The 26480-nt window shown below is 38.6% G+C and carries 29 protein-coding genes and 1 other RNA gene; 4 read left to right on the top strand and 26 right to left on the bottom strand.

Going from position 1 to position 26480, the window contains the following annotated elements:
• Positions 1 to 9: 9 nt before the first annotated feature.
• From C1726_RS19235 to accB, 10 genes are all read right to left on the bottom strand, one after another.
• Positions 10 to 855, bottom strand: coding sequence for a TlyA family RNA methyltransferase (locus C1726_RS19235; RefSeq protein ID WP_102274626.1), 846 nt, complete (start codon positions 853 to 855; stop codon positions 10 to 12).
• Positions 856 to 857: 2 nt separating this feature from the next.
• Positions 858 to 2750: a 1-deoxy-D-xylulose-5-phosphate synthase gene (gene dxs / locus C1726_RS19230; protein ID WP_102274625.1), complete on the bottom strand. Its 1893-nt coding sequence runs from the start codon at positions 2748 to 2750 to the stop codon at positions 858 to 860.
• 145 nt (positions 2751 to 2895) lie between these two features.
• On the bottom strand, positions 2896 to 3789 hold the full coding sequence (locus C1726_RS19225; protein WP_102274624.1) for a polyprenyl synthetase family protein: 894 nt from the start codon (positions 3787 to 3789) through the stop codon (positions 2896 to 2898).
• A gap of 2 nt (positions 3790 to 3791) precedes the next feature.
• Positions 3792 to 4025: an exodeoxyribonuclease VII small subunit gene (locus tag C1726_RS19220; RefSeq protein ID WP_102274623.1), complete on the bottom strand. Its 234-nt coding sequence runs from the start codon at positions 4023 to 4025 to the stop codon at positions 3792 to 3794.
• Positions 4026 to 4030: 5 nt separating this feature from the next.
• Complete coding sequence (gene xseA / locus C1726_RS19215) at positions 4031 to 5371, bottom strand: exodeoxyribonuclease VII large subunit (protein WP_102274622.1); 1341 nt, start codon at positions 5369 to 5371, stop codon at positions 4031 to 4033.
• Between the two features lie 125 nt (positions 5372 to 5496).
• The gene (gene folD, locus C1726_RS19210) at positions 5497 to 6363 is read right to left on the bottom strand and encodes a bifunctional methylenetetrahydrofolate dehydrogenase/methenyltetrahydrofolate cyclohydrolase FolD (protein ID WP_102274621.1); all 867 of its coding nucleotides are present in this window, start codon (positions 6361 to 6363) and stop codon (positions 5497 to 5499) included.
• A 48-nt stretch (positions 6364 to 6411) separates the two neighbouring features.
• A complete protein-coding gene (nusB, locus tag C1726_RS19205; RefSeq protein WP_102274620.1) occupies positions 6412 to 6801 on the bottom strand; it encodes a transcription antitermination factor NusB in 390 nt (129 codons plus the stop codon).
• 256 nt (positions 6802 to 7057) lie between these two features.
• A complete protein-coding gene (locus tag C1726_RS19200; RefSeq protein WP_407642044.1) occupies positions 7058 to 7462 on the bottom strand; it encodes an Asp23/Gls24 family envelope stress response protein in 405 nt (134 codons plus the stop codon).
• Positions 7463 to 7482: 20 nt separating this feature from the next.
• The gene (gene accC / locus C1726_RS19195) at positions 7483 to 8835 is read right to left on the bottom strand and encodes an acetyl-CoA carboxylase biotin carboxylase subunit (protein ID WP_102274618.1); all 1353 of its coding nucleotides are present in this window, start codon (positions 8833 to 8835) and stop codon (positions 7483 to 7485) included.
• Between the two features lie 18 nt (positions 8836 to 8853).
• Positions 8854 to 9342, bottom strand: a complete 489-nt coding sequence (gene accB / locus C1726_RS19190; protein ID WP_102274617.1) for an acetyl-CoA carboxylase biotin carboxyl carrier protein — start codon at positions 9340 to 9342, stop codon at positions 8854 to 8856.
• Positions 9343 to 9644: 302 nt separating this feature from the next.
• On the opposite strand from accB, the gene C1726_RS19185 reads away from it, so the two are divergent.
• A complete protein-coding gene (locus C1726_RS19185) occupies positions 9645 to 11126 on the top strand; it encodes a methyl-accepting chemotaxis protein (protein WP_102274616.1) in 1482 nt (493 codons plus the stop codon).
• Positions 11127 to 11164: 38 nt separating this feature from the next.
• Here C1726_RS19185 and C1726_RS19180 read toward each other — a convergent pair whose 3' ends face one another.
• The 8 genes from C1726_RS19180 to spoIIIAA form a co-directional block, all read right to left on the bottom strand.
• The gene (locus C1726_RS19180; RefSeq protein ID WP_102274615.1) at positions 11165 to 11713 is read right to left on the bottom strand and encodes a SpoIIIAH-like family protein; all 549 of its coding nucleotides are present in this window, start codon (positions 11711 to 11713) and stop codon (positions 11165 to 11167) included.
• Positions 11714 to 11716: 3 nt separating this feature from the next.
• The gene (spoIIIAG, locus tag C1726_RS19175) at positions 11717 to 12391 is read right to left on the bottom strand and encodes a stage III sporulation protein AG (RefSeq protein WP_102274614.1); all 675 of its coding nucleotides are present in this window, start codon (positions 12389 to 12391) and stop codon (positions 11717 to 11719) included.
• On the bottom strand, positions 12384 to 13013 hold the full coding sequence (gene spoIIIAF / locus C1726_RS19170) for a stage III sporulation protein AF (protein WP_102274613.1): 630 nt from the start codon (positions 13011 to 13013) through the stop codon (positions 12384 to 12386). The genes spoIIIAG and spoIIIAF overlap by 8 nt, the downstream gene beginning before the upstream one ends.
• 12 nt (positions 13014 to 13025) lie before the next feature.
• Positions 13026 to 14222 (bottom strand): stage III sporulation protein AE, encoded by a 1197-nt coding sequence (spoIIIAE, locus tag C1726_RS19165; RefSeq protein ID WP_407642043.1) that lies wholly within the window; start codon positions 14220 to 14222, stop codon positions 13026 to 13028.
• A 122-nt stretch (positions 14223 to 14344) separates the two neighbouring features.
• Complete coding sequence (spoIIIAD, locus tag C1726_RS19160; RefSeq protein ID WP_180968317.1) at positions 14345 to 14734, bottom strand: stage III sporulation protein AD; 390 nt, start codon at positions 14732 to 14734, stop codon at positions 14345 to 14347.
• A 14-nt stretch (positions 14735 to 14748) separates the two neighbouring features.
• Entirely contained in the window at positions 14749 to 14955 is a 207-nt protein-coding gene (gene spoIIIAC / locus C1726_RS19155; protein ID WP_009794945.1) for a stage III sporulation protein AC, read from the bottom strand.
• Between the two features lie 20 nt (positions 14956 to 14975).
• Positions 14976 to 15491, bottom strand: a complete 516-nt coding sequence (gene spoIIIAB / locus C1726_RS19150) for a stage III sporulation protein SpoIIIAB (RefSeq protein ID WP_102274611.1) — start codon at positions 15489 to 15491, stop codon at positions 14976 to 14978.
• A 1-nt stretch (position 15492) separates the two neighbouring features.
• Positions 15493 to 16416: a stage III sporulation protein AA gene (gene spoIIIAA, locus C1726_RS19145; RefSeq protein WP_102274610.1), complete on the bottom strand. Its 924-nt coding sequence runs from the start codon at positions 16414 to 16416 to the stop codon at positions 15493 to 15495.
• Between the two features lie 422 nt (positions 16417 to 16838).
• On the opposite strand from spoIIIAA, the gene C1726_RS19140 reads away from it, so the two are divergent.
• Positions 16839 to 17507, top strand: coding sequence for an SIMPL domain-containing protein (locus C1726_RS19140; protein WP_102274609.1), 669 nt, complete (start codon positions 16839 to 16841; stop codon positions 17505 to 17507).
• Positions 17508 to 17556: 49 nt separating this feature from the next.
• Here the strand turns inward: C1726_RS19140 and ssrS are convergent.
• A non-coding RNA gene (ssrS, locus tag C1726_RS19135) (6S RNA) lies at positions 17557 to 17740 on the bottom strand.
• Between the two features lie 142 nt (positions 17741 to 17882).
• Here ssrS and C1726_RS19130 point away from each other — a divergent pair.
• The gene (locus tag C1726_RS19130) at positions 17883 to 18062 is read left to right on the top strand and encodes a hypothetical protein (RefSeq protein ID WP_102274608.1); all 180 of its coding nucleotides are present in this window, start codon (positions 17883 to 17885) and stop codon (positions 18060 to 18062) included.
• A 42-nt stretch (positions 18063 to 18104) separates the two neighbouring features.
• On the opposite strand, the gene efp is transcribed toward C1726_RS19130, so the two are convergent.
• The 4 genes from efp to C1726_RS19110 form a co-directional block, all read right to left on the bottom strand.
• Positions 18105 to 18662, bottom strand: a complete 558-nt coding sequence (efp, locus tag C1726_RS19125; RefSeq protein ID WP_102274607.1) for an elongation factor P — start codon at positions 18660 to 18662, stop codon at positions 18105 to 18107.
• 304 nt (positions 18663 to 18966) lie between these two features.
• A complete protein-coding gene (locus C1726_RS19120; protein ID WP_102274606.1) occupies positions 18967 to 20028 on the bottom strand; it encodes a M24 family metallopeptidase in 1062 nt (353 codons plus the stop codon).
• Positions 20029 to 20030: 2 nt separating this feature from the next.
• Entirely contained in the window at positions 20031 to 20477 is a 447-nt protein-coding gene (gene aroQ, locus C1726_RS19115; RefSeq protein WP_102274605.1) for a type II 3-dehydroquinate dehydratase, read from the bottom strand.
• Positions 20478 to 20605: 128 nt separating this feature from the next.
• Complete coding sequence (locus C1726_RS19110; protein ID WP_102274604.1) at positions 20606 to 21127, bottom strand: YqhR family membrane protein; 522 nt, start codon at positions 21125 to 21127, stop codon at positions 20606 to 20608.
• 236 nt (positions 21128 to 21363) lie between these two features.
• Here C1726_RS19110 and C1726_RS19105 point away from each other — a divergent pair, with 236 nt between their 5' ends.
• On the top strand, positions 21364 to 21753 hold the full coding sequence (locus tag C1726_RS19105; RefSeq protein WP_407642042.1) for an SA1362 family protein: 390 nt from the start codon (positions 21364 to 21366) through the stop codon (positions 21751 to 21753).
• A gap of 27 nt (positions 21754 to 21780) precedes the next feature.
• Here C1726_RS19105 and C1726_RS19100 read toward each other — a convergent pair whose 3' ends face one another.
• From C1726_RS19100 to C1726_RS19090, 3 genes are all read right to left on the bottom strand, one after another.
• Positions 21781 to 22665: a patatin-like phospholipase family protein gene (locus C1726_RS19100; RefSeq protein WP_102274602.1), complete on the bottom strand. Its 885-nt coding sequence runs from the start codon at positions 22663 to 22665 to the stop codon at positions 21781 to 21783.
• A 141-nt stretch (positions 22666 to 22806) separates the two neighbouring features.
• Positions 22807 to 25368, bottom strand: coding sequence for a vitamin B12-dependent ribonucleotide reductase (locus C1726_RS19095; RefSeq protein ID WP_102274601.1), 2562 nt, complete (start codon positions 25366 to 25368; stop codon positions 22807 to 22809).
• Between the two features lie 341 nt (positions 25369 to 25709).
• Positions 25710 to 26252: a GbsR/MarR family transcriptional regulator gene (locus C1726_RS19090; RefSeq protein WP_102274600.1), complete on the bottom strand. Its 543-nt coding sequence runs from the start codon at positions 26250 to 26252 to the stop codon at positions 25710 to 25712.
• Between the last annotated feature and the right edge of the window lie 228 nt (positions 26253 to 26480).

The following is a 26480-nucleotide window of genomic DNA, read 5'->3' as shown; positions in this document are numbered from 1 at the left end:
AGCCGCAGCCTATTCCTCTTGATTGGATTGTTTTGTTTTTAATTCAGAATGTGCTTCCTTCACTACATCTTTCGGAATTATTTTAAGCAGGTTTTCTCCAATCATCTTTTCGCCAGTCCAAGATAAATGAAGTAAAAACTCAATATTTCCATCTCCGCCTGTAATTGGAGAGAACGATAAATCGCAAACATTATATCCAAGACTAAGTGAGAAATCTATAATCATTTCAAGAACCTGTTCATGCACCTTCGAATCCCTGACAATTCCTTTTTTCCCTACTTGTTCACGGCCGGCTTCGAACTGAGGTTTGACAAGAGCAACCACATCACTATTTGAAACGAGCAGTGTCTTTAATACAGGAAGGATCAATTTTAACGAAATAAACGATACATCGATGGAGGCAAAATTCGGCATCCCTTCCGTTAGGTCAGCAGGTGTCACATAACGAAAATTCGTTCGTTCCATTACAACGACACGTTCATCCTGCCTTAACTTCCAAGCCAATTGGTTATAGCCAACATCCAAAGCATAAGACATTTTTGCCCCATTTTGCAGGGCACAATCTGTAAATCCTCCTGTAGATGCGCCAATATCCAGAAGAATCTTATCCTTCACATTTAAATTAAATATTTTCAATGCCTTTTCAAGCTTCAGTCCGCCTCTGCTGACATAAGGTAACACCTTCCCTTTTACTCTTAAGGGAATATCGCTATTTACTTTTTCTCCTGGCTTGTCAAGACGATTTTCATTACTGAACACAAGACCAGCCATTATGGTTCTTTTTGCTTTTTCTCTCGTCTCAGCTAATCCTCTTTCAACTAATAAAACATCTAATCGTTCTTTCTTTATTTTCATGCTTATGCCCTTTTTTGTTTTTTTCTAGCTAGAATGTTCATTCGTTTTACTACATCATCTGTGGTCATGCCAATTTCTTCTAAAAGCTTCTCTACGCTTCCATGCTCAATAAACTGATCAGGAATTCCCATGCAGTCAATCTCCATATGATGGAATCCTTTTTCATGGGCAAATTCTAAAATAGAGCTGCCAAATCCTCCTTGAAGTACCGCTTCTTCAATGGTTAAAATCGGCATGTTTTCTTTAAATAGTTCTAATAGCATTTCCTCATCTAACGGCTTAATGAATCTTGCGTTAACTACTTTAACTGAAATTCCGCGTTTTTCTAAAATGCCTGCTGCTTCCAATGCCATCGGAATCGTAGTACCAAATGTTAAAATAGCAGCATCCTCGCCTTTTTTCAGTACTTCCCATGTACCAATTGGGATTGGATGCAGATTCTCATCCATCGGCACACCAAGTCCATTGCCTCTTGGAAATCTCATCGCTATTGGTCCATCATCATACTTGAGAGCTGTATAAACCATGTGCTGTCCTTCATTTTCGTCTTTTGGCATCATTAGAACAATATTTGGAACATGCCTTAAAAATGCAATATCAAATACACCTTGATGTGTTTCTCCATCTGCGCCTACTAAACCAGCCCGATCAATCCCGATAAATACATTTAAGTTTTGCCGGCAGATATCATGTACGACTTGATCATATGCACGTTGAAGAAATGTGGAATATATCGCTAGGAACGGCTTCATTTTCTGTGTAGCAAGACCTGCTGCTACAGTTGCCGCATGCTGTTCTGCAATCCCAACATCATACATCCGCTCCGGAAATTCACTAGCAAAGCCTTCAAGCTTTGATCCAACCGGCATGGCTGGGGTAATTGCAACAATTCGTTCATCTTTTCTTGCAAGGTTCCGAACCGTTTCACTTACTAACTTGCTCCAGGCAGGCGGTGTATTTACTGGTTTAACAAAATCACCTGTCTCCATTTTATATGGACCTGTTCCATGCCATGTGCCAACTGTGTCATTTTCAGCTGGCTTATAGCCTTTCCCTTTTTTTGTAATCACATGAAGAAGTACCGGACCTTCTGTTTTCTTCGCATAACTTAGGTTTTCAAACAAATTTTCGAAATCATGTCCATCAACTGGACCTAAATACGTAAAGCCTAACTCTTCAAAAAACACACCAGAAACAAAGAGATATTTAAGGCTGTCCTTCACTCTCTCAGCTGTTGCAGCAAGCTTTCCTCCAACTGCCGGTATTTTCTTTAGAAGATATTCAAGCTCATCTTTTGCCCACTGGTATTTACCAGCCGTCCGAAGTCTGCCAAGAACATTGTGCAGCGCACCGACATTCGGTGCAATAGACATTTCATTATCATTTAAGATCACAATCATGTTCTTCTTTTCATGACCGATGTGGTTTAACGCTTCTAGAGCCATACCGCCAGTTAGAGCACCATCACCAATGACTGGCACAACATAGGAGTTCTCTTTTTTCAGATCTCTAGCAATAGCCATTCCCATTGCAGCTGATAAGGATGTGGAGCTATGCCCCGTCTCCCAGACATCATGTTCACTTTCTGCCATTTTGGGAAATCCGCAAAGACCTTTGTATTGTCTTAATGTATCAAATTGACATGCACGACCTGTTAAAATTTTGTGTACATATGATTGGTGCCCAACATCCCAAATAATTTTATCCTTAGGACTGTCAAAGCATTTATGCAAGGCAATCGTTAGTTCCACAACTCCTAAGTTTGGTCCAATATGACCGCCAGTGCTTGATAATCTTTCAATTAGGAAATGGCGTATATCTTGACTCAAGGATTCCAATTCTTTATTCGAGAGTTTCTTTAAAAAGGAAGGGTCCTTAATTTTCATAAGATCCATACGGGCGGATCACTCACTTTCATTATTTCATTAAAAATTTCATAAACCAATAAATCGTATTTTATAGTGTTATTATAACAGTATGAAATAAATCCACAAGAAAAAGCAAAATTGCTTGTTCTTGTGGAAATACTTCAGTTATTTATTAGTGATCTCTTGTCTCAATTAAGTTTGTTATTGCCCAAAGCAATTCTACATTCAATCCTGTAGCATTTAATTGATTTTTTGCTAATTCAATATGTCGGTGCAAGGCTTCCTTTGCCCCTTCTAAAGATAAAAGGGAAGGATATGTCACCTTATGATTAATTTCGTCACTTCCTACGCGTTTGCCGATTACCTCTTCGACTCCCTCAAGATCAAGAATATCATCTCGAATTTGAAATGCAAGACCGAGGTGGTAAGCAAATTTTGCAAGTGTATTGATTTGATTATCTGATGCTCCCGCAAGAATTGCTCCAGAAACCACACTGCACTCAAGAAGTTTGCCTGTTTTATGGATATGAATATACTCTAAATCACTTAATGATAAATCTTTTTCTTCCCCGCTTATGTCCGCAACTTGTCCGCCTACCATGCCTTCTGCGCCCGATGCTTTCGATAGCTCCTTTATTAAAGCAAGCTTTGTCGATGCATCTGCAAAATCATCAGGGGTTTCCGCAAGCAGCTGAAAACTGTATGTTAAAAGTGCATCTCCTGCCAGTATGGCAAATGCATCCCCGAAAACTTTATGATTTGTCGGCTTTCCTCTTCTTAAATCATCATTATCCATACTCGGCAGATCATCATGAATAAGTGAATACGTATGAATCATTTCAATCGCTGCCGCTGTTTGCAGCCCTTTTATTGGGTTCTCCCCAAAAGCAGCTAAGGTTGCGAACAGCAATAATGGTCTAATCCGCTTGCCGCCGGCCTCCAAAGAATAAAGCATCGATTCCTTAATAACAGGAGGAGCAATTAATTGATTCACGCGATCTCTTAATTCCTTTTCAAGTAACTGTTTGTGTGTGCTTGCAAATGTTGAAAACGATTCTTGTGACAAAATTACTCCTCCTCAGTTATAACGAAATGATCCTTTCGACCATCCTCTGTCAAAATTTCTGTTAGCTGGGACTCAACATTTTTCAATTTATCGTGGCACAGCTTTGATAATTCCATTCCCTTTTTATAAATATTAATTGCCTCTTCTAAAGGTACATCCCCTTCCTCCAGTTTTTCAACAATTTCTTCTAAATGTTTCATCGCTTCTTCAAAAGTAAGTTTTTGTTCTGCAGACATCCTTCTCACTCCTCAATATCAGTTACTAAACAATGAATAGCACCGTCCGATACCTTCACCTTTATTTGCTCATTCCGCTTAATTTGATTTACTGTTTTAATCAAATTCCCCTCATCAGAGTAAACAAGGCTATACCCTCTATCCATAATTTTCAACGGGCTTAACGCCTCTAAGGTTGTAAGCAAATGGGAAAAGTCTTTTTCTTTCGCAGCAAAAATCGCTGCAATTGCCCGATTTAATAATTTTTGTGCCTTTTCCTGCTGCAGCTTGGCTTCTTCGATTCTTTCATTAGGGTGGCTTCGCTTCAATCGTTTTTGCAGGCTTATCCACTCTTCAGCTTTCAAATCAAACAGTTTTTTTGATCCTCTTTGAAGCTGCTCCGTCCATTTGTCAACCTGTTCAAGCTTTTGTTCGTATAATTTATGAGGATAGCGAAATGCATAAGATTTTTGAATTCTTGCTAGTCTTTCATTTTGTAAATTCAATTGTTCTTTTAGCGCTCTAATCATCCGAGACTGTCTATTAAAAATCCGTTCGGCTAAATCATCAATATGCGGCACAGCCAATTCTGCTGCCCCAGTCGGTGTAGGAGCTCTTAAATCAGCTACAAAATCTGCGATAGTAAAATCTGTTTCATGACCAACAGCAGAGATGATAGGAATACGTGAATGAAAAATAGATCTTGCCACTGATTCTTCGTTAAAGGCCCATAATTCTTCTATCGATCCGCCACCGCGTCCAATAATCAGAACATCAGCCTCCTCATGGCTATTGGCCATTTGAATGGCTTTCACAATAGAGGGTGCTGCTTGTCCACCTTGAACAAGAGCAGGAAATATAAGAATATTGGCAACAGGATATCGCCTTTTAATCGTTGTAATGATATCCCGAATGGCAGCACCCGTTGGTGAGGTGACAACTCCGATTGTTTTCGGAAACTTTGGGATTGTTTTTTTATATTCAGCTGAAAACAAGCCTTCCTTTTCTAACTTTTCCTTTAGCTGTTCAAAAGCTAAATATAAATCACCGATCCCGTCTGGCTGCATTTTCTTAATGTAAATTTGATACTGTCCGCTCGGTTCATATACCGTAAGATCGCCTCTTATTAAGACCTTCATTCCATTTTCAGGTGAAAACTTCATAGCATGGTTATATCTAGAGAACATAACAGCAAGAACCCGAGCTTTTTCATCCTTTAATGTAAAATACATATGCCCGCTCGAATGCTGTTTAAAGTTTGATATTTCTCCCTTTACCATGACATCCTGTAAATGTGGGTCTGCATCGAATTTTCTTTTTATGTATTTCGTTAGAGCGTTGACTGTTAAATAGCGTTTATCATTCATAAAATAGTCAGTCTCCCTTAAATAAAACTGCCCTTTCATTAAGATTCAGTTCTTCCGGCCGTTACATATAAACGGATTGGAAAGGTGTCTAATGAAAAGGCAGAGTGATTATTTCTATTTAATTTTTACACCGCGGCTGTTTTATCCCGAATGGCTTTTGCTGCTTTCAATGTATTGAACATGAGCATTGTAATCGTCATTGGGCCTACGCCTCCAGGAACTGGAGTGATATAACTTGCAATTTCCTTTACATTGTTAAAGTCCACATCACCACAGAGTTTGCCTTCACTGTTTCGATTCATACCGACATCAATGACAATTGCTCCTTCTTTCACATGATCCTTCGTAATTAAATTTACCTTTCCTACAGCTGCAACGAGAATGTCTGCCTGCCTTGTAAAAGCTTTCAGATCAGTTGTTTTAGAATGACAATACGTAACAGTCGCATTCTTATTTAGAAAAAGCTGTCCTGCCGGTTTACCGACAATATTGCTCCGTCCAACTACAACTACATGTTTGCCGGCAATATCCGCACCTATGTAATCGAGCATTTCCATTACCCCATACGGTGTACAGGGCAGGAAGGAATCTTGGCCTGTCATCATCCGGCCTACATTTACAGGATGAAATCCATCCACATCTTTTTCCGGTGAAATCGTTTCAATCACCTTTGTTTCATTAATATGGTCTGGCAGTGGCATTTGCACAAGGATGCCATGAATATTCGAATCTTCATTTAATTCAGCTACTTGATTTAATAAGGCTTGTTCACTTACTGTTTCAGGAAGTTCAATTAACACAGAATGCATACCAAGCTCACGGCATGTTCTTTCTTTGTTGGATACATAAGTTTTAGAGGCTGGATCATTTCCTACTAGAATCACAGCAAGACCAGGAACAATGCCGTCTTTTTTTAGCTTTTCAACCTCTTCAGAAATTAAGGCTTTCTTTTGTCTAGCAATTTCTTTTCCATCAATTAAACTTTTCCCCATTTTTAGCTTCCTCCTAGTGTAAAGTGAGTAAACCACTGGCTGAATGAATCATAGTTGCTGTTTAATCTTTGAAAGAACTCCGTTTATAAACTTACTTGATTGATCGTCCCCATACATTTTTGCAATTTCAATGGCTTCATCAATTGCAACATTTGGCGGAACCTCTTCACTGCCGAACTGCAGCTCATAAACGGATAATCTTAATAGATTTCGATCTACAGTTGCTAATCGATCCAGTGTCCAATTTGAAAGGTGCTCTTTAATTGATTCATCGATGTGATCTTTATGCTCTAATACACCATGAACTAATTTGCTTAAATATTTATCATTTGGCGCACCTTCTAGCACATGTTCAATAGCTGAACCAGGTTCTACCTGACTCATATCGATTTGAAATAATGCTTGTAATGCCTTTTCTCTGGCTGTTCTTCTTTTCATCTATTCCATAACTCCTTTTACAGGGAAAATTTCTGCTATAATCGTTCAAAAAATACACTAGTAATCATAGCATAAGTATATCGAATACGCATCTTCTTATACCATCATAATTTCCCTTGTAAAAACGGTTAAAACCGTTATTATAACTTTACCAGCAAATATTTTTTAATTATACGTCTTAAATCACATTTGAATCCGTTTTTTTTGCAACGTAAAAAAGCCAAAGACAGCTTGAACGTCTTTGGCCTTAAACACATTACATTTCCTGATCCACTTCTGCTTCATGCTTTTGATTTTCAAATGTAATACCAACTACATGAATATTCACTTCTTGTGCTTCAAGCGCTGTCATATTCAGAAGTGCCTGGCGGATATTATCTTGAATTTTTTGGGCTACATTCGGAATGGATATGCCGAATGTCATTGAGCAGTAAACATCTACTTTTATTCCCTCTTCAGATAACTCAACCTTAACGCCTTTCCCATGGTTTTTCTTTCCTAAACGTTCAACAACGCCTGAAGCGAAGTTTCCGCGCATTTGGGCAACACCTTCGACCTCTGAAGCTGCGATGCCAGCTATCACTTCGATCACTTCAGGAGCAATTTCAACTTTTCCAAGGCCAGCGTTTTCTTTATTCATCTCTAAAATATTTTCGCTCATCATTGCACCTCCAATTAATCTTATTTATCCATTACATTATATATTTCTAAAAACTTTGTATTAAATTGTCCATCGACAAATTGTTCATGGCTTAATAGTTTTAAGTGGAATGGAATCGTCGTATGAACGCCTTCAACAACAAATTCACTTAATGCTCTTTTCATCCGGGCTATAGCTTCCTCTCTCGTATGACCATATGTGATTACTTTAGCAATCATAGAATCATAATAAGGTGGAATCACATACCCCGGGTACGCAGCGGAGTCTACACGAACACCATACCCGCCAGGAGGTAGATACATGGTAATTTTCCCAGCAGATGGCATAAAGTTCTTTTCTGGATTTTCAGCATTGATACGGCATTCAATCGACCAGCCGCTAAACGTCACTTCCTGCTGACTAAACTTCAGTTTCTCACCTGATGCTACTTTAATCTGCTCTTTAATTAGATCCACACCAGTAACCATCTCCGTTACTGGATGTTCAACCTGGATACGTGTATTCATTTCCATGAAATAAAATTTGCGTTCATGGTAATCATAGATAAATTCTATTGTGCCTGCTCCTGTGTAATCAACTGCTTGGGCTGCCTTTACAGCTGCATGCCCCATTTTGTTACGTGTTTCCTCATCAAGAGCAGGTGATGGTGTTTCTTCAAGGAGTTTTTGCAGACGTCTTTGAATTGAGCAGTCTCTTTCCCCTAGGTGAACAACGTTTCCAAACGAATCTGCAAGCACCTGAATTTCAACATGGCGGAAATCTTCAATATATTTCTCAATATAAACCCCTGGGTTACCAAAAGCAGTTAAGGCTTCCTGCTGGGTAATTGTAATTCCTTTTACAAGCTCTGCCTCATTTCGTGCGACACGAATTCCTTTTCCTCCGCCGCCTGCTGTTGCTTTAATAATTACTGGATATTCAATTTTATTAGCCAGTTCAATAGCTTCTTCTACATCCTTAATAATCCCGTTTGAGCCAGGAACAATAGGAACGCCAGCTTCCTTCATTGTCTCTCTTGCAATATCCTTTGTCCCCATTTTCGTAATTGCTTCTGGTGTAGGACCGACAAAAATAATATTGCATTCTCGGCAAAGGTCAGCAAAATCCGCATTCTCAGCTAAAAATCCATATCCTGGATGAATGGCATCACAATCCGTTAGCTTTGCGACGCTAATAATATTCGTGAAATTTAAATAACTATCCTTTGATGCTGTCGGACCAATACAATACGCTTCATCTGCAAGCTGAACATGGAGCGACTCCTTGTCAGCCTCAGAATATACAGCAACAGATTCGATGCCCATTTCGCGGCAAGCGCGAATGATACGCACAGCAATTTCCCCTCTATTTGCAATTAACAGTTTTTTTATCATCCTGTTACCGCTCCTTACTTACTCAGGCTTTACTAAAAATAATGGCTGACCGTATTCAACTAATTGGCCATCACTAACTAATATTTCTACAATTTCTCCATTAATCTCAGCTTCAATTTCATTAAATAACTTCATTGCTTCAACGATGCAGACGATTGATTCTTTTGATACTTTCGATCCCGCTTTTACATAGGCTTCCGCATCTGGTGAGGAAGATTGATAGAACGTTCCCACCATTGGAGAAACAATTTTATGTAGATTTTCAGTTTCCTTAACTGTTTCCGTAACAGCTGGTTCTGCAACTTGCTCTTGTTTAACAGGAGCTTGTACAGCTGCTTTAGGTGCTTGGACTTCCTCAATAACTGTTTTAGCAGGCTGAACAACTACAGTCTCTGCCGTTTTCTTTTTCATCTTAATTTTTGATCCATCATGCTCATATACAAACTCATCAATATTCGACTGATCAACAAGTTTAATCAGTTCACGAATTTCCTGAACTTTTAACATCTTCGGCACCCCTCATTATCCATTCGTTTATTCCCACTTAAAAACATTTGGAAATAACGCGATGAAAAAATTATGACTAGCTACTAATATCATACGATAAGATCTTATTAAAATTCAACATGGGATTATCAACTGTGCATAATATTTTCATTTTCCTTATTTCAACCTTATCATTTGAACCCTTCTCTTAAAAGATGCATTTCATTATTTTTGAAAACTTTGTGACTATTTGTAGAGGGAATTTGAAGAAATATAGCGAAATAATCATTCAAATGGACTAGAAATGAGAGGAAGATTAGGAAATGAAAACGATTGAAGAAATTAAAAAGGAAGATTTACTAAGGAAAAATTCCCTTGTTGTAAAGGCAGCCTTTGTGTGTGTAATCCTTGCAGCCCTTTTTGATATTGTCATGAAAAAAGATATGGCTGTTGTTTTATCCATTATTATTGCGGGTGGAATTGGGGTTGGCATCGTTGCTGTCATGCACTATTTAAAGAAAGCAATGAAGGTCATTCCCTATTTGTCCATTTTTCTAGTTGCAGGTGTTATGTTTATTATAATGGAAAATAGCGTTTCCCCGACAGCTTATTTTCTCATTTATTTTATCCTTGCGTTAGCTGCTATTTATATGGAACGCCGGTTATTATGGCTTGCATCAGCCATAGGACTATCCGTTATAACCATATTTACTTTTATGCACCATGATCAGCTTCCTTTGGAAGGAAAAAATTATGCAACCATTTATTTACTTTTTATACTAATATCTATTCTGCTAACTTTTCAGCTTACACTAGCAAAAAAATTATCGGAGAATATTGTTTCAGCCCAAAAAGAGACACAATTATTATTGGAGAATAACATTGAAATGAAGAGAACGGTCGCAAATAGCACGACTAGCATTTCTTCTCTTATTGAGAATGTTAAACAGCTTAGCAAAGAAAACTACCAATCTGCAATTGAAATAAACGATACAATTACTGAAATATCGGCAGGAATTCAAACACAATCTGATACGATTATCAATATTACCTACTCGCTCGACAAAGCGAATCAACTTGCTGAAAATACTTCACATCTCGTCGAAAAACTGCATAAGGATGCGATAAACGCTGGACAAACAACGAATGAAGGGGATTCGCTAGTAACGAACCTTCGGGAGGATATTTCTTATTCCTTGGCTGAAATGAGTGTAGTAAATGCCCATATCTCCTCATTAGTAAGCTTAGTGAAAGAAACTTTCCATTTTGCGTCTGCGATTCAGGATATAGCAGATCAAACAAACCTCCTCGCTTTAAATGCATCCATTGAGGCAGCTAGGGCAGGCGACAGCGGAAAAGGATTTGCAGTAGTAGCAGAAGAAGTAAGAAAGCTTGCAGATATCTCAAGAAAAACCGCTGCCCATATCACTGAAAACTTGAATAATGTCATGATGGACACAGAACGTACCAAGAATACGATTTACACTACAGGTGAAAAGTTGACGAATAATCTTTCTCTTGCTAATGAAACCCAAGAGGTTTTTCAAAAAATTCAGCAAACCTTTTTCACTCTTAAAGATGATATTAATGCTTACGATACACTTACAAAACAGATCTACCATTCATCAAACCTGATAGGTGAATCGATTAGTGAATTTAGCTCGGTTATTGAACAAGCCAGCGCTTCCCTTCAAGAGATTGCATCATCGGTTGGACTGCAGACAAAGCACCATGAAAATTTATATAAATCTGTATCCAGTGCTCATGATTCAATGGAACAATTGATCAGATTACAAAAGAAATAGCGAGGGAGCTCCCCTCGCTACTTTGTCTGCATTTGATATTATTCAGGCTGAAATTCTACTGTTACTAATTGCAGATCTCCGATTTCACTTTTTACCTGGCGAATAATTTCATTCGCTTGTGTGCGGGAAAGCTTCTCTGCTTTTACAGTCACTTGAACGTTCTTATCGTCAGCACGAACTAGGACATCTTCATAATTCATCGCTTTAATTAGTGTTTCAAGAATGTATTCCTTTTCCGCTAATTCATCTAGCTTATCAATTTGGTCTTTCGCATCACTAATTTCTTCGGCTGGAAGGTCTGTTGTACCCATTACTGTTTGCAATTCTTCCTTCGTTCTGTCTCGCTCTTCAGTTAACTGAATTCTTAATGCTTCAAACTTTTCATCACCAGCAGCATTTGTAATGATATCACTGTCAGTGTCTGTATTGTCCGTAGTCACTGCCTCATCATTTTTTTGTTCAGCTTTTTCTTCCGTATTTGCCAAATCATTTACTCTTTGTTCAGGTGAAGTAATATAGTATACGGATAAGACGACGACCAAGCTCAGCATTGTTAATAACCAGACTGTTTGTTTTTTCAATAACATTTATTAATCCCCCTTAGCTTTCGTTTTTTTCGGCATGACTGATATTCGATGCGTCGGTACATCAAGGCTCCTTGATACCGCTTCGATGATCCAGCTTTTCACTTGGATATTTTCGGCTCCTTTTGCCACGATAGCAACGCCTCTGATTTTGGGTTTCTTCGTTTCTAGAACAATTGGAACCTCTTTTTCTCCCTCTCTAATAATAACTAGCTGTTCTTCCTTCGATTGGTCTTCTACCTTTCTCTTTCCGCCTTCACGGTCGGTTTCATCTGTTGTCTGTGTCTTGCTCGTTATATTTTTCTCTAGCACTTTTTGCTCTGTCGCATCTACGTTCACAAGAACCGTAGCATCCTCAACTCCTACGATGTCATCAAGGATTTCTTTTATTTGCGTTTCATATGCCCTCTCGTAATCTGCAATTATACTATTTCCCTCTGGCTGTTCTTTGCCAAAGGCAGCAACATCCTCTTCATTCTTAGCTCCAGCCTGATTATTAAAAACTGGCATGCTCGTATCTGCCGTTTTATCTTTAAAAAAGAGATTACCGACGAGCATGATAGCTGCTCCGAATAGAAGGACAAGCAGCAAATATTGATATTTTCCCGGTTTTTTATCCGACTGTTCTTCCTTTGTAAATAGCTTCTTTAAAAAAGTTAAAGGTCCTTTATCCTTATCCATCCTTATTCATCTTCCCTCCTTCTACCGATACTTCGATCATGTTTTCATCCACACCCAATTTTTGTGCGATAAGTGAAGCAACTTTTTCTGTTTCATCATTTGCCTGATTTGAAGGAAGAGTTTCTTCAGTATTAATTTCTACTTTTTTGACCACTTCAACAGCTTCAGCTACTTCATCCATGTGTTTAAGTTTGACGACAACCATTTGCAAGTTTTCTGGGAAAGCACGCTGATCGTATTCATCTGCTTGAAATACTATATCTACAATTTCCAATCCGTACTGTTCCATCAACTCCTCTTCCGCATCCTTTTTAAATTGGACAGCCATTTCTTCTAAAATATATGCATGTTGGAAGGCTTGTATTTCTTTTTTTTGCGTTTCGATGGAATTTTCTAAGTTTTTTTCTCCAGATGCTTCAATAGCTGGGATTGATGCAAGCACTTCTTCAAAGTCATTGGAGACTAATTTCAAAATTGGCGTCAAAATAATCGCAATGAGGAGAAGTCCGGTAACCATTTTGATATATTTTTGTAAATTTGAATTTGGAAGGAGCATATCAATGACAGTTGCCAAGAGCACAAATAAAATGATATTTGTTATCCATTCTTTAATAAAATCCATTTAGCCCACCTCCTACCTGACCATCATTGTCAAGTTGCCGGCTGCAATAATGACTGTAATGCTTAGGAAAAACATAAGAGAAACTATGGCAAGGGCTGCAAAAACATAAATAACGCTCTTGCTGATGATGTCCAGGCAGGTAATGATTGGTCCCCCGCCTAAAGGCTGCAAAATTGCTGCTGCAAATTTATATATAAAAGCAATCATGAGGATTTTGATTGCTGGGAAGGCAGCAATGATGATTAATATTGCTACACCTGCGATCCCTACTGTATTTTTTAATAACACAGAGGCACTGATCACGGTATCTGTGGCATCGGTAAACATTCGGCCAATAACAGGGATAAAGTTTCCAGTGATGAATTTTGCCGTTTTTAGCGTAATCCCATCTGTTACTGCGGCAGATGCACCTTGAACAGAGATAACTCCTAGAAATACCGTTAAGAATGTCCCTAAGAGTCCAATGCTCCAATTCTTTAGCAAGTTAGCAAGCTGTGTCACCTTGTAATTCTCAGATAATGTACTGACTATGCTAAGCAATGCGGATAGGAATAATAAAGGCAGCACCACATATTGGATGAATAATCCGCTCATATTCATTAAAAAGAGGATGACCGGATGAAAGAATGCTGCAGATACAATTCCTCCCGACGAAGCTATTAGTGCTAATAGCAATGGAATAAGCGCCATAATAAAAGAAATCATCGTATCAATTGCTTCCTGTGTATAGCTAATGGCAACATGGAAACTATTTAATGCAATGATGATTAATACCATAAAGACAATCGCATATGCTGCCTTGCTAACCGTGCTTTTTTCAAAGGAGTTTTGCAGCGACTGCAGAAACATGCTGAATACAGTCAGAAGTATTAAGGAACCAAGCAATTTCCCGTTTACAATAAACTCATGAAAGATGAATTTAATAAAACCCGAAACCCATTCCTGAAAGGAGAAGCTTTTTTCTCCTTTTAAAAATTCATATAGACTTCCTTTTTGGCTCTCCGGCAAAAAACCGCCATATTCATTACTGATTTTTTCCCAAAAACCTTTTAATTCGTCAATATTCAGTGAATCAAGTTGTGAGTCAACGATTGCCTGCGGGGTAATTGCTTCTAAGTCTTCATTTACGTCATTTGTATTTGGAGAGGCTTGTACACTTTGGATAAGCAAGAAAAACAGGAACAGATTGAAAAAAACCACTTTCAGCATCAAATGCCTCATTGTTACACCTCATTTTAAAAGGCTGTTTTTGGGAATTCTGGATTCATTAAAATTGGAATGATACGAGATCTATGCAGCATCGTGAGGTGGGAACTAAAGTTGAATTGCAACTATCCTGGAATCATTTGGATAATTGTTTCAATCATTACTGTCAGAATAGGAATAGCCATTGCAAGGATTAAAATTTTTCCTGCTAACTCAATTTTAGAAGCAATGGCGCCTTGACCGGCATCTTTAGTAATTTGGGCTGCAAATTCAGCAATATAGGCAATCCCAATTACTTTTAAAATCGTTTCAATATACATCATATTTATTTTTGCATTTACTGCTATTTGTTCAATCATGTGGATAATCGCATATATTTGATCAACCAAGAAAAGAAAAATTGTACAGCCTACAAATACGATAAGCAAAAAGGCGAAATTGGGTTTTTGTTCTTTTACAATCAATGCAAGGAATGTAGCTACAAGCGCCACACCAACTATTTGGAGAATTTCAATGGCGAAGCCCTCCTTTAGCCTTGGAATAGAAAGACTGACTTAATTTTTTGAAACAGGTCATCAACAATGGAAGCAACCATAAATAAAATATAGATAAAGCCAAATAATGTCACCCACTGGGCATATTCCTTCTTCCCAACTTGATCAAGGATTGTATGTAAAAATGCGACAACAATCCCAACACCGGCTATTTTAAAAATAATATCAACCTCTAAGCCCATAAACTCTCCTCCGCCTCGTTCTACATTAATAAGATAATTAGTAAAAGTCCTGATAAGAAGCCTAAACTTTTAACCATTTTTTCGTATTTAGCCTGCTTATCATAAGCATCTGCTTCTTCGCGTTCTAAATGGGCTAAGGTAAGCATAATTTGCTTTTGCTGTGAACTCCGATCATGCCTCCCCAATGTCTCCCCGAATTGCTTCATGATTTCAAATTCTCCTTGCTTCAGTGCAGTGATTTTCCATATTTCTTTTAGACTTTGTTCCCAGGCGTCTTTCACTGTTGTTTCTGAATGAGTCAGCCTTTTCGCAAAAGATTCAAAGAACACTGACAGCGGTTTTGAAAGCTGGGCAGCAAGCCTTCTTGCAGCTTCATGCAGAGGGGTGTGGCCATACATAATTTCCGCCTCTAAAGATTGAAGAGCGGATTTCAATTGCCGGAGCTGACGCGGACGCTCATTTAGATGCCTGGCTGCCTCGAATCCTGCCCAAGTAGTTGCAATTATGATAAAAATGGCTCCAATGACTTTCACCATCTTACATCACTCTCGCTTCGCTCAGGATTTCTCTGCCTGCCCCATCTTTCATGCTCGCTATGCTTCCAGGTCCGCTTTTCCTGTTCAATTCAATGAAACGCTGAAATATCCCCATTTCTAGAATAGGTTTGATTGTTGGCCGTTTTCTTATCTCTTCTAATGAGGTGCCATGTGTAGTCATTATTAATTTGATTCCAGCATTTACGGCCTCCATTATGGCATCCGCATCTTCTTTCCTGCCGATTTCATCTACAATCAGAACATCTGGACTCATCGAGCGAATCAACATCATCATCCCTTCCACTTTCGGACAGGCATCAAGGACATCGATTCGGGGGCCAAATGTCATTTGGGGGATTCCGTTAACACTTCCTGCAATTTCTGATCGCTCATCTACGATCCCTACCTTATATGAATGAAAAAGTCCATTTTTCTCTCCGCTAGATATGATTCTTGCGATATCACGCAAAAGCGTCGTTTTACCTGTTTGGGGTGGACCAATGATCATCGTATGAAGCCAGTTCCCATTAAATAAATGAGGTACTAATCTGTCGGCTATTCCAATTTTTTCTCTGGCAATACGGATATTAAAGGAAGAAATATCTCTTATGGCTTTTACCTTTCCAGCTTCAAGGATCACCTTGCCTGCCAGCCCTACGCGATGTCCGCCATCAATGGTGATATATCCCCGCCTTAATTCTTCCTCAAGAGTATAAATGGAAAAATGGCTAATTTTATTTAGTAAATGTACTGCATCATCTGGCTTTACAATATAGGGTAAAAACGTTGGAGTTCCTTTTACAGTTAATTCAACGGGCCGATTAATTCGGACACGTATTTCTTCTAATTCCAGCAGTTGAGAAGGGGAGAAATGCTTCAATTGATCGGCTATTGTTTTCGGCAAAAAGGCTAGAATCGTTTCCAATGCACTGATCCTCCTAATCATAGTCTGATTATGCAAACTTGTACTTGTCGCCCCTGGGCACTAAGGAAAGTTCCTTTTGAGTAATCCTCGCAGGAACAATCGGCACTTTGATTGTTCCGAAGGCGCTTTCGCTTTTCTATTTGTCTAGCTGCAGCGCCTAGGGGCTCGAGGTCATAAGCCAATCCGGCAAGAAGGTTAAAGAACAACCTTCCCGTCGGCTTGTCTTATGCTTGTCGCCCCTGGGCAAGGCGCTTTCGCTTTTCTATTTGGACTAGCACTACTTAAAATGTATGCCTGCTTTAAAACAATATGACTTGATTTCTTCTGTTGATGCTAAATTCTATTCATTTATGCGAATGTTGCCTTTCCTTTTATCGTACATATGAATAAGACTAGTTTTTTGAAAGGAAGTGTGGGAAAGAATGTACTACTATCCGACATATAGAAATAATTACCTGCCTAATAAAAGGATGAATGTGATACGTGTTACTGGGGAAGGTATAGTTACCGTTCAGCCAAATATAGCTCAGGTGACTTTAGGGGCATCTACTGAGGCAATGGATGTAACACAGGCTCAGAATAATAATTCAATAATCATAGCAAGCATTAAGGTGGCCTTGAAAGAACTTGGAGTGCCGGAGCAACTGATTCAAACTGTCGACTATTCTATTTCTCCGCAATATGATTATAAGGAAGGAGAACAAATTTTTAGAGGGTATAAAGTTCAACATCTTCTCCGTGTTACTATTGAACATATAGAGAATACCGGGAGAGTCATTGATACAGCTGTCAGCAATGGCGCAAACATCGTCTCTGAAATACAATTTATTACAAAGGATACTGACCAGCTCGTCCAACAGACACTTTCATTAGCTGTTATTAATTCCTTCCAGAAAGCAGAAGCGATTGCGGGGACGCTAGGTGTCAATTTAATAAAAACACCAATACAGGTGATCGAAAATACAAACCTGCAAGACGGTCCTCTTCCCTTCCAGGCAACCGCCTTTGCAAAAAGCGAGGCTGCTACTCCCATTCAGCCAGGGACAATAGAATTTAAAAGTTATATTACTGCTGAATATTTATATTCTTGAAATAAAAAAAAGCAATAACCCATTTGGTTATTGCTTTTCTCATTTGTTATGTATAGCCGCCTTTGCCGCCGATTTATATGGAGTTTCATACCTGCTCCAACAGGTGGGTGTCCGCAATTGCTTTCTCATTCGTCCTCAACAAATGGAGGCATGATGTTCCAGCAATAATATTGAACTCCCTAATTCTAAATAAAGGTTGAAACTTCATATACAAGCGAACAACGCAGCTTCTGTATATTTATCTTAGCTTATATTAGCTGGCAGTACAAGTGGAAATAAATAGAAGGTGGTATCTGACATTAATTTTCATAATCCCTATGAAGTAGATAACAATATTAAATAAGGCTGAAATTAAGAAATGAGGGATAAGTATATATGACAAACGAAAATCGCAAAGCATTCTTAAAAAACCAAAGAGAATTAAAGTTCAGATATCTTGGAGGAACACGTGATAATAGAACCGAAGCGACATCTGATCCTGACTATAATAATCGAAGTGATACAGATATTTCACCTGGTGCAGAAGGCAGGTCAATAATGGAACAAGACGAATGAAAATCCCGAAAGGTGTTCCTTTCGGGATTTTCATTTTCCATATTATGCACGTGAAACGTATGAAGCTTCAGTTGTATTAATAATTAGTTTATCACCTTGGTTGATAAAGAAAGGTACTTGAACGATTAAACCGGTTTCTAGAGTAGCTGGTTTAGTTCCGCCTGAAGCAGTATCTCCTTTAATTCCAGGTTCTGTTTCAGTTACTTCCAGTTCAACTGTATTTGGCAGCTCAACCCCAAGTGTTTCTCCTTGGTACATCATGATTTGAACTTCCATGTTCTCTTTTAAAAATTTCAGCTCATATTCAATAGATACAGCTGGGAGCTCAATTTGTTCATAAGATTCGTTATCCATGAAAACATGCTGGTCTCCGTTTGCGTATAGGTATTGCATTCTGCGGTTATCAATTTGTGCCTTTGCAACTTTTTCACCCGCACGGAATGTCTTTTCCTGAATGGCACCGTTACGCAAATTACGCAATTTTGAACGAACAAATGCCGCTCCTTTTCCAGGCTTAACATGCTGGAAATCCATTACACGCCAAATCCCGTTATCTACTTCAATTGTTAAACCTGTACGAAAATCATTTACTGAAATCATGTAAATCCTCCTAATTGTCTAGCTACAGCGCCTAGGGGCTCGAGGTCATAAGCCAAACCGCCATGAAGGTTAAAAAGCAACCTTCCCGTCGGCTCGTCTTCTGCTTGTCGCCCCTGGGCAAGGCGCTTCCGCTTTTCTCTTTGTCTAGCTGCAGCGCCTAGGGGCTCGAGGTCATAAGCCAAACCGCCATGAAGGTTAAAAAGCAACCTTCCCGTCGGCTCGTCTTCTGCTTGTCGCCCCTGGGCAAGGCGCTTCCGCTTTTCTCTTTGTCTAGCTTTTCGCGCTTAGCTTCAGATACCAGTTATTAAAGAATAATTAGATCTTTTGTTGAATGAGTCAGCGTTTCATTATGGTCATTCGTAATTAAAGTATCATCTTCAATACGGACACCGCCAAGCCCTGGTATGTAAATGCCAGGCTCTACCGTTACGACCATGCCAGGTTCAAGAATAATTTCTGATTTAGAAGCAAGAGATGGTCCTTCATGAACCTCCAAGCCTATCCCATGGCCAGTGGAATGTCCGAAATATTCTCCGTACCCCTTTTCGGTAATATAATCACGTGTTAAAGCATCTGCTTCTTTTCCGCTCATCCCAGGCTTTATGCCATCCATTCCGCGCATTTGTGCCTGTAATACGATGTCATATATTTCCTTTAGCTTATCATCAGGTTCACCGACTGCTAGTGTTCGTGTAATATCTGAGACATATCCTTTATAATAAGCACCATAGTCAAGAGTCACCATATCCCCTTTTTCAATTACTTTATCACTTGCTACACCGTGTGGAAGGGCGCCACGATAGCCTGACGCAACAATTGTGTCAAAAGACGATGAGGTAGCCCCCGCTTTTCTCATAAAGATCTCTAATTCATTGGAAACTTCCATCTCAGTTAATCCTGGGCGGATGTATTCAACCATATGTTTAAATGCAGCATCCGCAATGTCCGCCGCTACCTTTAATATCTTAATCTCTGCATCCGTCTTAATCAAGCGTAATTTTTCAATTTCGCCAGAAACGGGAACTAATTCAGACTGGACAGCCTTCTCATATGTTTTAAATGAGGAGAAAGTTAAATAATCTTGTTCAAAGCCAAGCTTTGTAATTCCTAGTTTTTTTGCCTGCACTGCCACTTCATCTGGAATAGAACCCGCATGTTTAACAATTTCATATCCTTCGCACTGAGCAGTAGCCTGTTCAATATAACGAAAATCTGTAATAAATTGAGCATGCTCTCCACTGATTAGCACTACCCCTGCAGATCCAGTGAAATTTGTCATATAACGGCGATTATATGTACTTGTAATGAGCATTCCGTCTATCCCTAGTTTTTCAAAACTTGCGCGTAATCTTTGTAATTTTTCCATTTTTATTCTCTCCCCTTTACTCTTTCCTTTAAAGCTTGGAAGGCTAATTCATATCCAATCATTCCTAAGCCTACAATTTGTCCTACCGCTACCGGAGCAATGACTGAGGTATGACGGAAGGTTTCACGGGAATGGACGTTTGAGATATGTACCTCAACGACAGGAACCTTTATCCCTGCTATTGCATCTCTTATCGCATAGCTATAATGCGTAAATGCACCTGGGTTAAAAATAATTCCATCTACACCGATCTCATTTGCTTCATGAAGCTTATCAATGATCTCCCCTTCATGATTGGATTGAAAACAGGCAATTTCTATGTTATTTGATTCGCCTAGTGCTGTAATCTTCTCTTCCAGCTGCTTTAATGTTGTTGATCCATAAACATCAGGTTCACGTTTCCCCAATAAGTTAAGATTGGGACCATTCAATAATAATATTTTATTCATTTACGCACTCCCGTGAAAAAGATTGATTTACAAGAATATTTTATCATAAATGATTTCTTTTCCACTACTTTAAGAATGCTCTTAAACAGGAATAGGATCGTGAAGAAGATTATACTGGTCTTTAGGACTTATTTAGAATCCTGCTGTACCTCATTTTCCATCCTTTCTTTATATTTGATTTCGCTCTCTTCATATGAAATAGAATATCCTACAAATACACCATACAAAAGATAAAAACAGACTGAGGTAATAATTGTACTTCTCCCTAGTTCATTAAAAGGGGCAATCCCTGGAAATATTGGATTTAGGACAAAAAAGACTACGACAAATAAACTGATGCCATATCCTGCTCCTACCCAAATACTTGGAAACCTCCGTAAGAATGCATAATAGATAAAAGCAGAAATAATGGATATTCCACCAATCATTACAATACTAATAACTGTTCCAAGCCACCCCTTTTTCCAGTCCCCGATAGTCCATGGCTCCAAAATAACATTGGGTCTTATTTCAGTTAAATTAAATACATAGGCAAAATAGGCGAGACCGCTCCACAATATTCCGCCAATTAATCCAGTTGCTATTACCATGGTAATAAAGGACATTGGTTTTTCCCGTTGATTTTGTTCCAGTTGCTTTTCTTCTGCCATTTTTACCACCTCCATTTTATATTATGTCCTCTTCGTTTTATTCCCTTGCATGTAAAAGAAATATGTTATATAGCCTAAAAGTAATTTAAGTATCCTTCCTAGAGGTTTTTTCATATTTTTTGTAGAATAGAGATAGATACAGACAGTTTACTTTCGTTAATAATAAAAATATCGAATAATTTCTTGTTAGATCGAGTTTAAAAGATAGAAAATATGCTCATCATGCTCATAGGGAGGTGGCTTTCTTGAAAAATCGGATTTCAGTATTCATAATCCTCGGGCTTATTTTTCTTGCTGTCGTGGGAATGACTGCTAATTTTTTCTCTAATCCTACCGGTTTTTTGCTAAGGATTGCTGTCATTTTATTAGTAGGTGCTGTAATTTATTATATTTTTCAGCGTTATTATAAAGCTAGCCCTAGAAAACGTGAACAGCAGGCCTTTATCCGCGCAGCAAAAAAATCAAAAAAGCGTTTTCAAACGAATCACTCAGGAAAAGGACAGCCCCGTAAGGTCAGCTCTGGGAATTCCTTATCATCTCTTAAAAAATCGAAAAAAAAATCTTCTGCCCATTTAACCGTAATCCAAGGAAAAAAAGGCAAAAAGAAAGATCGGGCTTCCTTATAATAAGCTCGACCTTTTTTATTTTATAGACTAATAAGCCCACTGTGAAAAGAACTGATTTGCACACTTCTCCCCTAACTGAATAAGCTCTTGTTTTTTCTCTTGTGTTAATTGAAACTCTGTCGTTAATGCACCCTCCGTTGGGATAAAGATAATATTTTTTGCATGTTTTCTTGAAATATATCTGGCATCATGTGCATCCTTCATCGTTTCAAATAATGCTTCATACATTTGGATTGCATTTTTTATTTTGTTTTTCGGCCGGTCCATAGCATTATGGCTTAGCTTTATTCCTAGTACAGGACGTATTTTTTTTACATTATCCTTATCAAATAACCACATAGGAAAATTGCTAAGTACCCCCCCATCGACAATAATACTTGTCTCTCCCCTTGTATGGAGCTTTACAGGTTCAAAAAAATACGGAAGACTGCAGCTCATTCGGATCGCTTTTGCGATTGAAAATGATCCAGGATCAATGCCATATTGAATTAAATCATCAGGCAATACAACTAGACGGCCATTTGTTAAGTCAGAAGCAATAACTCTCAGCGCCTGCTGAGGAAGATCTGAAAACTTTCTTAAACCTCTTACAGCAAGCTTTTCTTCCACCCATTTCTCCAATTGATCTCCCTTATACAATCCTAGTCGCCAATAAAGGAAGATCCATTTCGTTACTGCTAATGGGATATAAGTTTTCCTTGAATCAAGAAATGTCTCCAGATCAAGCTCATCCATTAGCTGATAAATTTCTTCACTTGTATACTTTGCTGCAATTAATGCTGCGACAATCGACCCTGCACTTGTCCCAGCTACTCTTTTGAAACGAAAGCCTCTTTTCTCAACCTCTGCATACGCTCCTATTAGCGCAAACCCTTTAATTCCCCCTCCGGAAAAAACACCGTCTATATACATGCAAGCCACTCCCGTCGATGTACTCACTTGATACATTTTTAATCAGGGACACTCAAAAATAGTACGGTGGACAGGATGTTTTTATTTGAAAGCAAAAAAAAGAAGATGGAATGCAGCTCCATCTTCTTTTTCGTATTTATTCTATAATCCACATTTTAGCTGGGCGTTGCAGTTTGTACATGTGTTGCATCCGCCAATCTCCTCTACGCTTCCTTTGCGGCAGACTGGACATGTATTTCCAACCTCTGATCCAATCGTAACATTTGTTGAACGAAGATCATTGATTGTATCAACGAGAACGACATGCTGTTTTGTTTTTTCTTTTTTATCATAGCTCGTATCATCGAAGCTATTTTCTTCTGCTTTTAACGTTAAGACTTGCGAATCACGTGAACCGTCTACATATACCGTTCCGCCTTTTGCACCGCCACGGTATAATCGCTCATAAACTTTTTCCACCTGTTCAACGCTATATCCTTTCGGTGCATTAACCGTTTTGCTGATAGAGCTGTCAATCCAGCGCTGAATAATACATTGCACATCTGCATGCGCTTCTGGAGCTAAGTCCATAGCAGCAATAAACCATTCAGGCAGGTTATTCGGATCCGCATCTGGATTCCTATCTAAATATTCTTGAACAATATCCGCCTTCACTTCAATAAATTTGCCTAAGCGGCCGCTTCGGAAGTAAGAGAATGAGAAGTAAGGTTCAAGTCCAGTTGAAACCCCAACCATTGTCCCAGTGGATCCAGTTGGAGCCACGGTTAAAAGATGGGAGTTACGAATACCATTTTCAATAATTGATTGTTGAATATCTGCAGGCATTTTTTGCATAAAGCCTGTTTCTGTAAAGGCTTTTCTTAAACGGTTTGTTTCTTCTTCTGTTTCCCCAGTTAAGAACGGGAAGCTGCCTTTTTCTTTTGCTAGTTCTACAGAAGCACGGTAGGCAGTTGTCGCAATTGTTTCAAATACTTTATCAACAAGCTCATTACCCTTTTCAGATCCGTATTCTGTTTCACAATAAATCAGTAAATCATGGAGTCCCATGACACCTAAACCAACGCGGCGTTCACCAAGAGCCTGTTTTTTATTCTCTGCAAGAAAATATGGTGTTGCATCAATTACATTATCCTGCATCCGTACACCAACTTCAACAGTACGCTTTAATTTTTCAAAGTTTACAGTCTTGTTCTCTTTATCTGCCATTTCTGCCAGATTAACAGCAGCCAAATTGCAGACACTGTATGGTGCGAGAGGCTGTTCCCCACACGGGTTTGTTGCTACAACCTTCTGTCCATATGCTTTTGCATTTGTCATATCATTTGCATTATCGATAAAGAAAATGCCTGGTTCTGCTGAGTAAGTCGCACAAATGTTGATTAAATTCCAAAGCTCTTTCGCTTGGATTTTACGGTAAACACGGACTTTATGACCAAGCTTTCCCCATTCACGAACATCCCCAACTTTATGCCATTCTTCATTGTAGATTCGCATCTCATCTTGATCGTAGCTCTCTACATCCGGGAATCGGAGTTCATATTCGGCATCATTTTCAACTGCATTCATGAATTCCTTCGTTAAGCATACAGAAATATTCGCTCCTGTAAGGAATTCAGAATTATGCACGGAGTAATTGCCGCCAGCTGCTAATTTTTCTTCTGCATCATTTATGATTTTCTCATTAAATCCGCCATACCCAGGAATTTGCTTATAATTTATAATTCCTTGATACATGGCTAGCTCTTGCTCTGTGAATGGGGTAAACTTTAATTTTTCTTTTGCATATTTTTTTATTGTTTCATCATTCGTCGTTTCAAGCAAGAATCGCAATATTCTAGGATTTTGCATTTTTGAAATGATAAACTCAATAATATCAGGATGCCAATCACTAAGCATGATCATCTGGGCCCCTCTGCGTGACCCGCCTTGCTCCACTAAATGAGTTAGCTTCGCAATATCATCCAGCCAGGATACAGAACCTGATGATTTTCCATTAACCCCTTTTGCCAGCGTGTTGCGCGGTCTCAAGGTGGAGCCGTTTGTTCCCACTCCGCCGCCCCGGCTCATGATTTCCATCACCTGCTTACGGTGTTCAGAGATGCCTTCTCGTGAATCTTGAACAAATGGCATTACATAACAGTTAAAATATGTTACGTCCGTATCCGCTCCCGCCCCATATAGAACACGGCCAGCAGGGATAAAGTTTAAGTTTGCTAGCTCTTGATAAAATTTTTCGAACCACTCTTGTCTTTTTTCTTCAGTTTTCTCAACAGATGCAAGGCCTGTTGCATTACGTTTTGCAATTTGCTCATAAAAAAGCTCTAGCGGTTTTTCAATGACATCTAGGGATCGCTTGATGATTCCAGTTTGTGCTTCTTCTGGGTCATCAAGAACCCCGCGATAATCTTCTTCCACTAGAACAGATGCTGCTTTCTTTTCCCAATCAATATCTAGGATGTAGCCAAGGCCTCGAGCAGGGAATTTTGGATCTTCTTTGATGGTAAGAACGACGAAGTCCCCATTAGTCAGAGTTATTTTTTCTGTATCTTTAAATGTATACCTATCCAACATGACTAAACGGGATACCCCTTTGTGGGTCATTTTCATATCAGAGGTGATAGGGTGTACTTGAGGAAATAGACGGATGTCTTCATTCAAGCGCTCAACGTTTAAACTCATTTTTTGTCCTAATGCAACAGACATTTTTACAACTCCTTCAAAAAAAATATTCAATTTTGATAGTAACTTCAAAACCTATGTTAAATCTAGTTGATTTAATGAATAACCTAAAGTTACCATACTAGAACTCCAAAATCAACATATAGTACCTGAAATATTTTCAACACCACTATATATTGTGTTTAATTCACGTGAAGTTAAATTTGTCAAAATCAAAAAAAACTAGAATCGGGAGAAAATAAGAGAGATTCATAGGTTTATAACAAAATAAGACAAATTTCAATATTTTTTGCGGCTTGCACTTCTAATTAGATACTAATGTTTAAAAAAATGAAAAAGCACAGGATCCTGTGCTTCCAATTCACTTACAATTCATCTTTATTTTTCGGGATAAAATCAAAAATCTCTTCTGATTCAAAGCTATCTACCAAACGATTCAACCATTCATAATAACTAAGTGCTGCCTTCATTTTTGTAATATCTATTTTGGCTGCAGCCCGCACTTCCTCGTCTATTTCTTCAGATTTTGCTAACCTTTCAAGCTCCAATATGGATTTAGTCATTGCAGCAATGTTCATAGAAATTCCCGCACGCCATTTAATGGAGAAGAAATCAATAAAGGTTTGGTACCAATCCTCTTCTGCTTGATACAAATCCTTTCTTGTTCCCTTTTTCCACACCTTCTCTACCATTTTTAAATCCGTTAAGGTTCGGACTGAAGTACTCATGCTTGTCTTGCTCATACCGAGCTCTTCCTTCATCTCATCAAGAGTCATCGGATGATTATGAAAGTATAACATTCCATATAATCGCCCAATTGAATCAGTAATTCCATATAAATTCATATTCTTAGCAATGGTTTCAATGACCCTTTCGCGAACACGTTCGAGCTGTTCTTTCCCATCCATGTAATTATTCACATCCATAAATGTAAAATTAACTGTTTCAATATTTCATTAGTTTACCCCTAAAAATGAAATAATCATTTATTAGACTACCACTATTTTTCAGAATGTAAAGATGGATGTAGCATAGCATCTTGGAGGAAAAGAAAGGAATTGTAAGAATTCAAGTTATACAGTACGTTCAGTTTTTACTGTACAAAGTTTACAGCTGAATATGGCTAATTACCAGCT

Source organism: Cytobacillus massiliigabonensis, from assembly GCF_900199725.1.
Taxonomy (GTDB): domain Bacteria; phylum Bacillota; class Bacilli; order Bacillales; family Cytobacillaceae; genus Cytobacillus; species Cytobacillus massiliigabonensis.
The sequence above is the reverse complement of the archived record's forward strand: the minus strand, read 5'-3'. Positions and strand labels throughout refer to the sequence as shown.

Excerpts from the sequence above, each read along its gene's own strand:
- C1726_RS19100 (WP_102274602.1), bottom strand. The coding sequence starts at position 22,665 with ATGTATATAGACGGTGTTTTTTCCGGAGGGGGAATTAAAGGGTTTGCG.
- C1726_RS19220 (WP_102274623.1), bottom strand. The coding sequence starts at position 4,025 with ATGTCTGCAGAACAAAAACTTACTTTTGAAGAAGCGATGAAACATTTA.
- efp (WP_102274607.1), bottom strand. The coding sequence starts at position 18,662 with ATGATTTCAGTAAATGATTTTCGTACAGGTTTAACAATTGAAGTAGAT.
- C1726_RS19180 (WP_102274615.1), bottom strand. The coding sequence starts at position 11,713 with ATGTTATTGAAAAAACAAACAGTCTGGTTATTAACAATGCTGAGCTTG.
- spoIIIAF (WP_102274613.1), bottom strand. The coding sequence starts at position 13,013 with ATGGATTTTATTAAAGAATGGATAACAAATATCATTTTATTTGTGCTC.
- folD (WP_102274621.1), bottom strand. The coding sequence starts at position 6,363 with ATGGGGAAAAGTTTAATTGATGGAAAAGAAATTGCTAGACAAAAGAAA.
- spoIIIAE (WP_407642043.1), bottom strand. The coding sequence starts at position 14,222 with ATGCTGAAAGTGGTTTTTTTCAATCTGTTCCTGTTTTTCTTGCTTATC.
- C1726_RS19120 (WP_102274606.1), bottom strand. The coding sequence starts at position 20,028 with ATGGAAAAATTACAAAGATTACGCGCAAGTTTTGAAAAACTAGGGATA.
- accB (WP_102274617.1), bottom strand. The coding sequence starts at position 9,342 with ATGTTAAAAGTTCAGGAAATTCGTGAACTGATTAAACTTGTTGATCAG.
- C1726_RS19095 (WP_102274601.1), bottom strand. The coding sequence starts at position 25,368 with ATGTCTGTTGCATTAGGACAAAAAATGAGTTTAAACGTTGAGCGCTTG.
- nusB (WP_102274620.1), bottom strand. The coding sequence starts at position 6,801 with ATGAAAAGAAGAACAGCCAGAGAAAAGGCATTACAAGCATTATTTCAA.
- aroQ (WP_102274605.1), bottom strand. The coding sequence starts at position 20,477 with ATGAATAAAATATTATTATTGAATGGTCCCAATCTTAACTTATTGGGG.
- C1726_RS19140 (WP_102274609.1), top strand. The coding sequence starts at position 16,839 with ATGTACTACTATCCGACATATAGAAATAATTACCTGCCTAATAAAAGG.
- accC (WP_102274618.1), bottom strand. The coding sequence starts at position 8,835 with ATGATAAAAAAACTGTTAATTGCAAATAGAGGGGAAATTGCTGTGCGT.
- spoIIIAG (WP_102274614.1), bottom strand. The coding sequence starts at position 12,391 with ATGGATAAGGATAAAGGACCTTTAACTTTTTTAAAGAAGCTATTTACA.
- C1726_RS19090 (WP_102274600.1), bottom strand. The coding sequence starts at position 26,252 with ATGGATGGGAAAGAACAGCTCGAACGTGTTCGCGAAAGGGTCATTGAA.
- spoIIIAB (WP_102274611.1), bottom strand. The coding sequence starts at position 15,491 with ATGGTGAAAGTCATTGGAGCCATTTTTATCATAATTGCAACTACTTGG.
- dxs (WP_102274625.1), bottom strand. The coding sequence starts at position 2,750 with ATGGATCTTATGAAAATTAAGGACCCTTCCTTTTTAAAGAAACTCTCG.
- C1726_RS19110 (WP_102274604.1), bottom strand. The coding sequence starts at position 21,127 with ATGGCAGAAGAAAAGCAACTGGAACAAAATCAACGGGAAAAACCAATG.
- C1726_RS19200 (WP_407642044.1), bottom strand. The coding sequence starts at position 7,462 with ATGAGCGAAAATATTTTAGAGATGAATAAAGAAAACGCTGGCCTTGGA.
- C1726_RS19130 (WP_102274608.1), top strand. The coding sequence starts at position 17,883 with ATGACAAACGAAAATCGCAAAGCATTCTTAAAAAACCAAAGAGAATTA.
- spoIIIAC (WP_009794945.1), bottom strand. The coding sequence starts at position 14,955 with ATGGGCTTAGAGGTTGATATTATTTTTAAAATAGCCGGTGTTGGGATT.
- xseA (WP_102274622.1), bottom strand. The coding sequence starts at position 5,371 with ATGAATGATAAACGCTATTTAACAGTCAACGCTCTAACGAAATACATA.
- C1726_RS19185 (WP_102274616.1), top strand. The coding sequence starts at position 9,645 with ATGAAAACGATTGAAGAAATTAAAAAGGAAGATTTACTAAGGAAAAAT.
- C1726_RS19235 (WP_102274626.1), bottom strand. The coding sequence starts at position 855 with ATGAAAATAAAGAAAGAACGATTAGATGTTTTATTAGTTGAAAGAGGA.